Origin of the sequence: Nonomuraea sp. WAC 01424 (genome assembly GCF_003947315.1) — a bacterium.
In the GTDB taxonomy this organism is placed as follows: Bacteria; Actinomycetota; Actinomycetes; order Streptosporangiales; family Streptosporangiaceae; genus Nonomuraea; species Nonomuraea spiralis.
Genome location: NZ_QHHZ01000007.1, coordinates 118,473 through 129,656, shown reverse-complemented (window position 1 = coordinate 129,656; position 11,184 = coordinate 118,473). Strand labels below are relative to the sequence as shown.

The 11,184-nt window shown below is 74.2% G+C and carries 11 protein-coding genes; 3 read left to right on the top strand and 8 right to left on the bottom strand.

Annotated elements, in window-relative coordinates; genetic code table 11:
• Nucleotides 1-121: 121 nt before the first annotated feature.
• On the bottom strand, nucleotides 122-994 hold the full coding sequence (locus tag DMB42_RS20435) for an alpha/beta fold hydrolase (RefSeq protein WP_125636572.1): 873 nt from the start codon (nucleotides 992-994) through the stop codon (nucleotides 122-124).
• 78 nt (nucleotides 995-1,072) lie between these two features.
• Here DMB42_RS20435 and DMB42_RS20430 point away from each other — a divergent pair, with 78 nt between their 5' ends.
• Both DMB42_RS20430 and DMB42_RS20425 read left to right on the top strand, forming a co-directional pair.
• Nucleotides 1,073-3,001 carry a BTAD domain-containing putative transcriptional regulator gene (locus DMB42_RS20430; protein WP_125636571.1) on the top strand — a complete coding sequence of 643 codons (1,929 nt, stop codon included), beginning with the start codon at nucleotides 1,073-1,075 and terminating at the stop codon, nucleotides 2,999-3,001.
• A 92-nt stretch (nucleotides 3,002-3,093) separates the two neighbouring features.
• Complete coding sequence (locus DMB42_RS20425; protein WP_125636570.1) at nucleotides 3,094-3,534, top strand: PaaI family thioesterase; 441 nt, start codon at nucleotides 3,094-3,096, stop codon at nucleotides 3,532-3,534.
• Nucleotides 3,535-3,609: 75 nt separating this feature from the next.
• On the opposite strand, the gene DMB42_RS20420 is transcribed toward DMB42_RS20425, so the two are convergent.
• From DMB42_RS20420 to DMB42_RS20400, 6 genes are all read right to left on the bottom strand, one after another.
• Complete coding sequence (locus DMB42_RS20420) at nucleotides 3,610-4,107, bottom strand: hypothetical protein (RefSeq protein WP_125636569.1); 498 nt, start codon at nucleotides 4,105-4,107, stop codon at nucleotides 3,610-3,612.
• A gap of 108 nt (nucleotides 4,108-4,215) precedes the next feature.
• Nucleotides 4,216-5,514 carry an SMI1/KNR4 family protein gene (locus tag DMB42_RS20415; protein WP_125636568.1) on the bottom strand — a complete coding sequence of 433 codons (1,299 nt, stop codon included), beginning with the start codon at nucleotides 5,512-5,514 and terminating at the stop codon, nucleotides 4,216-4,218.
• An 88-nt stretch (nucleotides 5,515-5,602) separates the two neighbouring features.
• Nucleotides 5,603-6,571 carry a TIGR04500 family putative peptide maturation system protein gene (locus DMB42_RS20410; RefSeq protein ID WP_125636567.1) on the bottom strand — a complete coding sequence of 323 codons (969 nt, stop codon included), beginning with the start codon at nucleotides 6,569-6,571 and terminating at the stop codon, nucleotides 5,603-5,605.
• Nucleotides 6,568-7,554 (bottom strand): MvdC/MvdD family ATP grasp protein, encoded by a 987-nt coding sequence (locus DMB42_RS20405; RefSeq protein ID WP_125636566.1) that lies wholly within the window; start codon nucleotides 7,552-7,554, stop codon nucleotides 6,568-6,570. The genes DMB42_RS20410 and DMB42_RS20405 overlap by 4 nt, the downstream gene beginning before the upstream one ends.
• 103 nt (nucleotides 7,555-7,657) lie before the next feature.
• On the bottom strand, nucleotides 7,658-7,810 hold the full coding sequence (locus DMB42_RS53315; protein ID WP_185844766.1) for a hypothetical protein: 153 nt from the start codon (nucleotides 7,808-7,810) through the stop codon (nucleotides 7,658-7,660).
• A 180-nt stretch (nucleotides 7,811-7,990) separates the two neighbouring features.
• A complete protein-coding gene (locus DMB42_RS20400) occupies nucleotides 7,991-8,710 on the bottom strand; it encodes an aspartate/glutamate racemase family protein (RefSeq protein ID WP_125636565.1) in 720 nt (239 codons plus the stop codon).
• A gap of 99 nt (nucleotides 8,711-8,809) precedes the next feature.
• Between DMB42_RS20400 and DMB42_RS20395 the strand changes: the two genes are divergently transcribed.
• On the top strand, nucleotides 8,810-9,850 hold the full coding sequence (locus tag DMB42_RS20395; RefSeq protein ID WP_125636564.1) for an Lrp/AsnC family transcriptional regulator: 1,041 nt from the start codon (nucleotides 8,810-8,812) through the stop codon (nucleotides 9,848-9,850).
• Between the two features lie 60 nt (nucleotides 9,851-9,910).
• Here the strand turns inward: DMB42_RS20395 and DMB42_RS20390 are convergent, their stop codons facing one another.
• Nucleotides 9,911-11,086, bottom strand: a complete 1,176-nt coding sequence (locus DMB42_RS20390; protein ID WP_185844765.1) for an amidase — start codon at nucleotides 11,084-11,086, stop codon at nucleotides 9,911-9,913.
• Nucleotides 11,087-11,184: the final 98 nt, after the last annotated feature.

Genomic DNA, 11,184 nt, shown 5'->3' with positions numbered 1-11,184 from the left:
CGGCATTCCGGCCCGCACATTTCCCCGCCGGAAGGACGACCTCATTGGCGCTTCATTGTCGAATAACTTACCGTGACATGTCAATTACTTTAAGTTACGGGACCCGTCCCGACCAGGCTCGCTATCGGGACATGAGGTCGCGGAGCGCTCCGGCGATCTCGGCGGGCGCCTCCTCTGCCATGAAGTGGCCGCAGGTGACCGTTCCGTGCCGCAGGTCGGGGGCCCAGGCCCGCCACAGCGCGGTGGCGTCGTAGCCCAGGGCGGCGCCCCAGTCCTGCTGGAGCACGGTCACCGGCATGCGCAGCCGGTTGCCCGCCGCCAGGTCGGCGCGGTCGTGCTCGACGTCGATCCCGGCCGAGGCGCGGTAGTCGGCCACGATCGACGGCACGGCGGCGCGGCAGGCGTCCAGGTACGCGGCCCGTACCTCGGCCGGGATGGCGGCGGGGTCGTTGGTCCACAGGTCGAGGAAGTGGCCGAAGAAGGCGTCCGCGCTCGCGCCGATCAGCTGCTCGGGCAGGCCGGGCGGCTGGGCCATGAGGTAGAGGTGGAAGCCGACGGCGGCGGTGGTGCCGCGCATGACGTCCCACATGTCCAGGGTCGGCAGCACGTCCAGGCAGGCCAGGTGGGTGACCGCCGCCGGGTGGTCGAGCCCGGCGCGGAAGGCGACCAGGGCGCCGCGGTCGTGCCCGGCCAGGGCGAAGCGCTCGTGCCCAAGCGCCCCGGCCAGGGCCACGATGTCGGCGGCCATGGTCCGCTTGGAGTAGACGGACGGGCTCGTCTCGGCCGGTTTGCCGCTGGCGCCGTAGCCGCGCAGGTCGGGGCAGATCACGGTGTGGTCGTCGGCCGGGTCGGCGGCGACATGCCGCCACATCAGGTGGGTCTGCGGGAAGCCGTGCAGCAGGACGATCGGGCTGCCCGAGCCCCCGACGGCCACGTTGAGCGTCACGCCGTCGGCGACGGGGACGCGGTGCTGGTCGAATCCGGGGATGGTCATGAGGTGCCCTCCTTACGTGGGTGTGCGAATCGCCTTCCAGCGTGCCGGGGGCGGATGAGCATCCGGTGAGCAGGAAGGATGGGGGACGTGTTCGGGGTGCTGGGGCCGGTGGCGGCCTGGGACGACGAGGGTGAGCCGATCCCGTTGAAGGGGCCGCGGCACCGTGCCGTGCTGGCCCGCCTGATCGTCGCCCGGCGCCGGGTCGTCCCGGTGACGCGCCTGGTGGCGGACCTGTGGGACGATCCGCCGCCCGACGCGGTGGGGGCGGTGCGCACGTTCGTGGCCGCCCTGCGCCGGGCCCTTGAGCCCGGCCGCCCGCCGCGCGCACCGGCGCGGTTGCTGGTCACCGAGGGTCCTGGCTACGCCCTGCGCGCCGCCCCCGACGCCGTCGACGCCTGGCGTTTCGAGCAGGCCGTCACCGGCGGGCCGCCGGAACCGGCCCGGCTGGAGGAGGCGCTCGGCTGGTGGCGCGGTCCCGCGTACGCCGAGTTCGCCGACGAGGGCTGGGCGCGGGCCGAACGTGCCCGCCTGACCGAGCTTCGGCTGCACGCCGTCGAACTGCGGGCCGAGGCGCGACTGGCGCTGGGCCGGGCCGCGGAGACCGTGCCCGACCTGGACTCCCACGTCGCCGAGCACCCCTGGCGCGAGGACGCCTGGCGGCTGCTGGCCCTCGCTCTGTACCGGACCGGCCTCCAGGGGGACGCGCTCGCGGTGCTGCGCCGGGCGCGGGCGCTCCTCGTCGAGCAGCTCGGCGTGGACCCCGGGCCCCGGCTGCGCCGCCTGGAGTCGGACATCCTCCACCAGGACCGCGGGCTCGCCGCCCCCGCCGACGCCACGGCCCGGGTGTGGGCGCAGGCGGCCGAGGCGTACGACCGTACGGTGGGGGCCGGGGCGCGGGCGCGGCTGGAGTCGACGGTCGGCCTGCTGCGCAACCTCGCGGTGACCGGGGGCGGCGGCCTGGAGGCGGCCCGGGATCACCGCATCGCGGCCGTCGCGGCGGCCGAGGAGCTGGGCGACCCGGAGCTGACCGCCCGCGTGATCGGCGCCTACGACGTGCCGGCGATCTGGACCCGGTCGGACGACCCCGAGCAGGCGGCCCGGCTCGCCGCCGCCGCCGAACGCACCCTGGCCGCCCTCCCGCCCGACGGTCCCGAGGCGGCGCGGGCGCGGCTGCTGGCCACGATCGCCGTCGAGTCGCGCGGCACCCGGTCGTCCCGGGGGCGGGAGGCCGCGGCGGAGGCCGAGGGGATCGCCCGGCGTCTCGACGACCCCGCGCTGCTGGCGTTCGCGCTCAACGGGGTGTTCATGCAGGCGTTCGAACGGGCGGGGCTGGCGGCGTACCGGGACGGGATCGGCGCGGAGCTGGTGGCGTTGTCGTCCCGGCACGGGCTGGTCACCTTCGAGGTGCTCGGGCACCTGATCCGCCTTCAGGCGCGCGGCGCGCTCGGCGACTTCGAGGCCGCCGACGGGCACGCGTCCGCCGCCGACCGCCTGGCCGGACGGAACGAGTTGCCGCTGGTCAGCGTGTTCACCGACTGGTACCGGGTGTTGCGGGCGGCCGCCCGCGGCGGGGGCACGGCGGCGGAGGAGGAGGCGGCGTACCGGACGGTCGCGGCCCGGCTGGACGACGTCGGCATGCCCGGCCTGCGGGGTGGGCTGCTGCCGCTCGCCCTGCTGTCCGTACGGGTGCGGCACGGGCTGCCCGCGCCGGTCGAGGCGGATTGGGGGCCGTACGAGCCTTGGGCCCGGCCGCTCGTACTGCTGGCCGAGGAACGTGGGGCGGAGGCCGCCGACGCGCTCCACGGGATCCCGAACCCGCCCCCCGACCTGCTGTTCGAGGCCATGTGGTGCCTGGCCGCGCGGGCCGCCGTCGCGGTCGGCGACGGCGTGACGGCGGCCCGCGCCCGGTGCGCGCTCGCCCCTGCGGCGGCGGAGCTGGCGGGGGCGGGCAGCGGACTGATCACGCTGGGCCCGGTCGCGGGCTTCCTCACCGAACTCGGGACCTGACCGGACTCGGGACCTGACCGGACTGCTCGGGGCCTGAACGGACTGCTCGGGCCCTGAACGGACTGTCGGTGGGCGCCTGTTGAATGGGGCGCATGACGGCGGACGCGGGCAGGCGTGGGATGTTCTGGGACATGCTGGCGGGCAAGGCGCCGCCACCGCCCGCGGCGGCGCTGCTCGGCTGGGAGCTCGTCGCGGTCGATCCGGAGGCGGGCACGATCGAGGTGGCGTTCGCGGCGGGCGAGCAGTTCACCAACCCGGTCGGCGTGATCCAGGGCGGTTTCCTGGCCGCGATGCTCGACGACACCTTGGGGCCCGCGCTGGTGGCGACGCTGCCGGAGGACCGGTTCGCGCCGACCCTCGACCTCCACGTGCAGTTCCTGCGGCCCGCGCGGCCCGGCCGGCTCGTCGGTCGGGGGCGGGTGGTCAGGCGGGGCAAGGACGTGTGCTTCCTCGCGGGCGAGCTCCTCGACCCTGAGGGCAGGCTCGTGGCCACGGCGACCGCGACCGTCATCGTCCGGGCGGTCGGCCGGTGAGCCGGGCCGCCGGGCCGCCCGCGCGGGGTGGCTCCGGCGGCGGGCCGCTCGCCAGGGGCGGGCGGTGTACGGACGTCACTGAACGAGCAGCGAGGCGACGCCGAAGAGTCCGAGCGCGGCGCCGGCGGTGAGGACCCGGGTGCGGACGGAGACGTGCGGCATGGTCACCCAGGCCGCCGCCGGATAGGCGATCAGGCCGCTGAACAGGACGAGCGCGAGGCCGGCGCCGGCGTCGGCCGACATGATCGCCAGGGCCGCCTGCCAGATCGCCACCAGGTACGCGGCGGCGGCCAGGGCGATCTGCCACGACGGGCGCAGCCGGAGGAGGTGGAGCAGCGGCCAGGCGGCGGCGAGGGCGATCCAGCGGCCGGGGTCCCAGGCCAGGAAGAGGGTGGAGACGCAGCCCGTGTACTCGCCGCAGAGGCGGGACTGCGACGCGGGGGCGAGGGCGGGCATCAGGACGGTCGAGCCGATGAGCGCGGCGGTCAGGACGACGCCTGCCGCGGCGGCCAGGGCGATCCTTCTGGCCAGGCTCGGTGCGGGGGGTGTGACGATGATCTGCGGGGCGATCATGTCCGCAGCGTGACACCCCGGATGGTTCCTGTCGATGGGCCCGTCCGGCGGGCTTCGGGGGTTGGGGCTTCGGGGGGTTGGCGGGCCTTTGGTGGGCTTTTGGTGGGGTTAGAGGATGTTCCAGGTCAGTTCGCCGGCTACTGCTTTGGGTTTCCAGTAGCCGATGGTGCCGTCGTTCTCCAGGGCGTCGGCGGTGGTCTTCAGGAGGGCGTAGTAGGAGCGGATGCGGAGGTCGCCGGGCGTGAAGTTCATGATGTCCTCGTTGTCGGTCTCGCCGACGTCGTGGCGTACCGAGTCGATCACGAGGTGGTTGCCGGAGCCGTCGGAGCCGACGGGGATCATGCGGCCGTCCCACCAGTCCGTACGCGGGTCGCCGTTCTCCACCTCGTCGATGCCGTCGCTCTCGCACAGGTCACGCCAGGTGTCCCGGATCCCCCGTACGTCCTCGTCCAGGTAGCCCATGAAACCGAAGGCCCAGGGGGCGTCGGCCGCGACGGTTCCGTTGTGGCGCAGCAGCGAGGCCCGCAGGTCGTCGGGGAACGACAGGCCCATCTGGGCCTCGGCCACCGCGATGGTCGTGGCCTTCCCCGGTCTGCCGAGCGTGCGGTAGCTCTTGGGGGCGTTGGACTTCAGCCACGTCTCGATGCGCCGCCACTGCCGGTTGACCGCCCGGGTCACCTTCGCGTCGATCTTCCGTACGCGCGGCTCGGCCCTTCGGGGGTGGCAGTCGGCGTCGGACGCCGCCGTCCGCGGGACGAGCGGCGTCTGCTGCGGTTCGGTGACCTCGCCCGTCTCGATCGGCATCGGCTCGGTGTCCGGTGCCCAGTCGACGCTCAGCCCCCACTCGCCGGTGTCGGATTCGGTGGCCGATTCGACGTCCGCCACGCAGCGGACGCCGGCGTCGGGGTAGTTCCGCGCGCAGTTCTCCAGTCCCACCTCGGTCAGGTAGTCCCCGCCCTTGGAGAACACCGCCGCCTCCAGGACCTGCGTACCTCCCGCCAGCACGGCGAGCGCGAGCCCCGCCACGGCCCACCGGCGTCGGCGGCGGGTGGCGGCGTCGTTCGGCCTCAGCCATCGGCGGAGGGCGGCGGGGGCGTCGGCGAAGGTCGCCGAGGGGGTGGTGTAGCGCTCGATGTCCCGTGCCGTCGGGGTTCCGAGGATCGGGGTGGGGGGCCACGGCGCCGCGTTCCCGGCCGTGCCGACCGCCGCCCCGGCGTCCCGGCCCGAGGCCGACCGGTCCCGGTCCCGCTCCGAAGCCGGCCGGTCCCGGTCCCGGTCCAGAGGCGGCCGGGCTCGTTCGGGGGGTGTGGGCTGTCGTGAGCGGCGGGCGAGCAGGATCGCCGCGGCCACCGCCGTCGCGGCCGCTGCCGCTGAGAGGGCCCACCATAAGTGTCGAGAGGGGATCATCCGCCGCACCTGCGGCAGAGTACCGAACTAGGCCGACATCTCCTGGCGAATCACGCCAAGAGGGGCGGCACGGGTTGTGCCGCCCAGGTCAGAGCCAGTGCCAGGTGATCCGCGCCTCGCGGGCGGCGTCGGCCAGCCACTGTTCGAAGGCGGCCGCGCCGGCGGCCTCGATCGTGGCGTCGTCCGCCACGGCCTCCTGCCGGTCGAGGACCCGGCCGATCAGGAAACCACCCTCGTACGGCACCGGGCCGGCCGAGCCGCCGGCCGGGACCTCCCGCAGCGGTACGGGCAGCTCTCCGGCCCAGGTCCGGGCCCTGGTGAGCCGCAGGTCCCACCGGTCACCGAGGGAGCCGTCGAGCTCCGCGGCCTCGATCGGCTCGTCCGACAGCGCCCACATGGCGCGTACCCGGGCGAACCGGTCACGATGGCCGTCCAGGTACGCGGGGGCCAGCTCGGCCCGCTTCCTGGCGCGGAACCGCTGGTCCTTGGCGGTCAGGGTCATGTGGTCGTGGAAGGCCTCGGCGCTCATGCCCATCCGTGCCAGCCACTCCAGCATCGCCGCCTGGCTGGTGAGACCGCGCCGCCTGCGGAAGCCGTCCGCGGCGGCCTGGATCTCCGTCAGCCCGACGTCCTCCCGTTCAGCGGCGTTCCGCAGGACGCAGAACCGGACCAGTTCCTCCTGCGGCGACAACCCGGGACGCGTGAGCGAACGCAGCATGAGCATCGCCTCGGACACCGAGACGTGCGTCCCGTCCACGGTCAGCACGTAACCGGCGGCCCAGTGGGTCGAATGGTCGACCAGCCAGGACGTGCCGTCGTCGCCCTGCACGCCGAGCATGATGGTGCCGCCCGACGGGTCGTCGATCAGCAGGTCGTAGTCGACGACCGGCGATCCGGGGCGCGGGCTGGTCACGAGCTGCGCTTCGAGCAGCGGATGCGCTTCGGCCCAGGCGGCGGCGGTGCGCTGGGCCGCCTCCACGGCCGTACGCCGGCGGGTCAGCCCGCGCAGCAGGTTCACGCCGCTTTCGAGGGCCGGGCCGAGGGAGAGTTGAGTCATTGCGCGTCCGTTTCTTCGGCTTCTTCGGCCGTGAGCCAGTCGGCGATGGCGTCGCTGATGGGCAGGCCGGTCAGCTCTTCGATCCAGGCCCACTGGCCGTTGGGGTTGATCTCGAGAAACACGTACTCACCGTCGGGGGTGAGGATGAGGTCGATCGCCCCGAACGAGACGCCGAGCGCGGCGACCAGGTCCGCGCAGCGGGTGGCGACGTCGTCGGGCAGGCGGTGCACGCTGTGGCGGGCGCGGGCGAAGTCGTAGTGGCGCCAGTCGTCGCGGGTGCGCGGCGAGTCCTGCGAGGCGATCTCGGCGGTGAACACCTGCCGTCCGACCACGGTGACCCGCAGTTCGACCGCCTTGGCGACGTACGGCTGGAGGATGACCGGCTCGTGCGCCAGCAGGCTCCGGCCCGTGAGGGCCCGCCGGTCCACCACGGTCGTGTAGACGGCGTGCGTGCCGCCGTCGATCTCGAACGGGGTGTGTTCCATCGCCTTCGCGATCAGCCGCCCGCCCGCGCGTTCGTAGGTGGGCACCAGCTCGGCCGGGTCGTTGGTGATCACGGTCCGCGGTACGGCGAAGCCCAGCCGCCGGGCCAGCGCCAAGTGGACCAGCTTGTTGTGCGCCCTGCGCAACACCGGCTGGCGCGCCGGCAGCCAGCGCGCGTCCAGCAGGTCCCAGAAGCCGTCCATGAACCACTCCGAGAGCTCTTCCACGCGCTCCCGCTGGTCGGCGGCCGTGACGTTCTCGGCGGCACGCGGGCGTCCGGGACGCCGGGTCCAGACGGCCGTCGTCGTGGAGAGGTCGAAGACCTGCCCGTCCCTGGTCAGGAGCAGTTCGTCGCCTTCGGCCCCGAAGCGGGCGGTCAGCCGGGCGGCGGACGGATAGTCGCCCGGATCCCACCACAGGGCGTCCGCGCCCCGGGCCTTCAGCTTGGGCAGGACCATCTCCACGGTCGCGTCGCCGGGCTCGCTCAGAATCAGTAGCACGTGTCCCCCCAGCCGCGTGGGAGGGAACCAGACGTTCCCTCCCACGCGACGGCGATCTTCGTCAGCGGATCGTCTTCAGTAGATCGTCTTCAGCTGGTCGTCTCTAGTAGTCGGAGACCCAGTCGGTGGGCGGGTTGCCGTTCGTGCCGTAGCAGCGCTGCATCCGCATGCCACCCGAGACGAGGCCGAGGTCGACCTCGTCGATCACCGCCAGTTCGTCATTGAGATCGTCCAGACTCACGATCTTCTTGCTCATGGCCTTTACCTCCCTTCAACGTGAGCTGCGAGCCCCCCGGCTCGCGGGCGTGCGAACACGCCCTCAGCTCGGGACAAAGCTCACCATTCGCCATTTGAAAGTGACTTGGAGGTGACTTGAGTGACTTGAGAGGCGGGTGAGGCGGGTGCGGCGACCCTTCGGTTCGCCTGCCACGGCGGGTCAGGCGCGGGCCGGCTCCGCGTTCAGGGCCACCCGGACGACCTCGTCGGCCAGCAGGCGGGCGGGGTCCACCACGGGGACCGGGACCTGGGCCGGGTCCAGGGCGAGCACCACCTCGGTGCACGCGGCCACCACGCGCCCCGCGCCCCGCGCGGCCAGCGAACGGGCCTGCGCGGCCAGCGCCTCCCCGTGCTCACGGCCGGTACGGCCGCCCTTGACGGCGGCGATGGCGGTCATGACCTCGTGCTGGCCGGGCTCGTCCGGCTCGAACGGGGTGATGCCGTGGCGGCGCAGCGCGGGGCCGTACAGGTCGGCGCGCAGCGTCCCAGTGGTGGCCAGCAGCCCGGCGGCGCGGACGCCGTCGGCGGCGAGGGCGGCGGCGGTGACCTCGACGATGCTCACCAGCTCGAGCCCGGCGTCCTGGTCGAGGCGGGGGACGAAGGCGTGCGCGGTGTTGCACGGGACCGCCAGCACCTCGCACCCGGCCCGCCGCAGCTCCCCGATGCCGCGCCGCAGGTGCGGGGTCGGGTCCTCGCCGCGTCCGAGCAGGCTCATCGACCGGTCGGGGACGCGCGGATCGCCCCAGATCACGACCGGGACGTGCTCCTGGTCGCTGGAGGCCGCGGTCTCCTCGACGAGTTTGCCGTAGAAGTCGACGGTGGCGGCCGGGCCCATGCCGCCCAGCACGCCGACCATCCTGGCCCGGCCGAGCGGGATCATCGGTGATCTTCCTTTCGGGTGACGTCGGTCCGGCTCAGGATCGCGGTATAGGGTGTCCCGACCGCCAGAACGCAGCAATCAGACATTCGAGGAGCAGCCATGCAGGATTCCGGTGTGGAGCCGCCGCCGCTGCTGGCCGAGTCCGACCTCGAACTCATCGATGCGCTCCAGATCAGCCCGCGGGCGAGCTGGGTGGAGGTCGGGGCGGCCGTCGGGGCCGACCCGGTGACGGCGGCGCGGCGCTGGCAGCGGCTCACGAGCACCGGCGAGGCGTGGACCACGGTCGCGCTCGGCCCCCGCCAGATGCACGCGCTGAGCATGGCGTTCCTGGAGATCGACTGCGCGGCGGGCGCGGCGGCCGAGGTGGCGACGACGCTGGCGCGCGAACGGCACCTCATCACCGTGCAGCACGTCGCCGCCGGGCACGACCTGTTCGTGATCGCCGTGGCCCCCTCGATGGCCGCCCTGGCCGACCACGTGCTCACCGCGCTGCCGCGGGTGCCGGGCGTGGCCAAGGTGCGCACCCACGTCGCCACGCGCGTGTTCGAGGCGTCGTGCCGGTGGCGGCTGCGGGTCCTGCCGCCGCGTACGGCCCACGCGCTGGCCAGGCGGCCGGGCATGCCGGAGTCGACCAGGGAGATGGACGAGATCGACCGGCGGTTGTTCACCGCCCTGCTGCCCGACGGCCGTGCCCCCTACGCCGAGCTGGCCAGGGCGGTGGGCACGTCCGAGCGTACGGTGCAGCGCCGGCTGACCAGGCTGGTGGCCACCGGCGACCTCGACTTCCGCTGCGACCTGGCGCGTTCGCACGCGGGCTGGCATTCGGCCGCGCTGCTGTGGTTGCGGATGCCGGACGCGCTGCTGGAGGAGACCGGCCGCGCGCTGCTCGGCTGGCCGGAGACGCGTACGTGCGCGGCGCTGGCCGGGCCGCGCAACATGCTGCTCACCGTGGGACTGCACGGCGTGGCCGACCTGCATCCGCTGGTGGTACGGCTGGAGGAACGTTTCCCGCACGTGAGCGTGGCCGACCGGCAGATCGTCCTGCGCCAGTCGAAGTTGTACGGCCGGCTGCTCGACCCGTACGGCCGCTGCGCCGAGGTCGTCCCGGTGGACCCGTGGAGCCTGCCGCGGGCCGCCTGATCAGCATGGCCGGACAGGGGCCCGGCGCCTGATCAGCGTGGACAGCGGCCCGGCGCCTGATCATCGTGGCTCGGGGATCGTGCCGCCGCGGGTCTCCCTGCACAGTCCGGCGCGCAGCACGGCGGCCTCGCTCGTGCCGACGAGCTGCAGGTCGCCGACGGCCAGGGCGGGCAGGCCGAGCGCCGACACCGTCGCGGTGATCCGGCCGGTCTCGCCGCGCACCGCCGCCTCGTCGCAGCCGGCCCGGGGTGCGGGACCGCCGAGCGTCGGCATGACCAGCAGGTCGATCCCGGCCGTGGCCGCCGCGAAATCGTCCCGGAGCGACGCCAGCCGTTCGACGGCCCGCCGGTACTGCTCGTGGCCGATCCCGCCCGCCGCCTCCAGCTTGGCGCGTACGCCAGGGCTGTAGCGCGCGGCGCACGCGGGGAACGTGCCCTCGTGCGTGCGGCGTGCCTGCGCCCCCACGATCGTCCAGTACGGTTCCAGCACCTCGGCGGGCTGGCCGACCTCCCTCAGCCGCGCGCCCAGCTCGGCGAAGTCGTCCGCCTGGGCGCATCCCTCCACGACCCCCACCACCAGCCCGGCCAGCGAGTCCGGCGGCCGGGCGACCTCGCCGGTCAGCGCCTGCCAGACGCGGGCGCAGTCGGCGACCGAGGCGGTCATCGGGCCGACCACGTCGAAGGCCGGCGCGAGCCCCGCCACCCCGGCAGCGGGGACGGCCCCCGAGCGCGGGCGCAGTCCCACCACGCCGCAGCAGGCCGCGGGCATGCGCACCGAGCCTCCGGTGTCGGTGCCGAGTCCGAACCTGGCGATCCCGGCCGCGATCGCGGCGGCGGTGCCGCCGCTCGAACCGCCGGGGGTCAGGTGCGGGTGGCGCGGGTTGCCCACGTCGCCCCAGTGCGGGTTCTCGCTGGTCACGCCCCAGGCGAACTCGTGCTGGTTGGCCTTGCCGACCAGGAGTGCCCCGGCCTCGTCCAGCAGTTCGACGCAGCGGGCGTCGGCCAGGGCCGGTTCGGCGCCGTACAGGGAGGAGCCGCGGGTGGTGGGCAGGCCGGCCACGTCGATCATGTCCTTGACCACGTACGTCCAGTCGCGCAGCGGGCCGTCCGGCGTGGGACGGGCCGCGCGCCCGAGCCGGTCGAGCACGGGCTCGGGCCCGGCCTCGATGAGGATGTGGTGCCCGCTGTGGAGGCGGATGGCCTCGGCGGACTGGGCGATCGCCGCCTCGCGTTCCACGGTGGAAGAGCTCCTTAGCCTTGCGCGGGCACGGCGACGCCAGGTGGTCGCGGCCCGGGGGTGATCCGGCACATGCTGGCAGATCGGTCGTGGCCGCG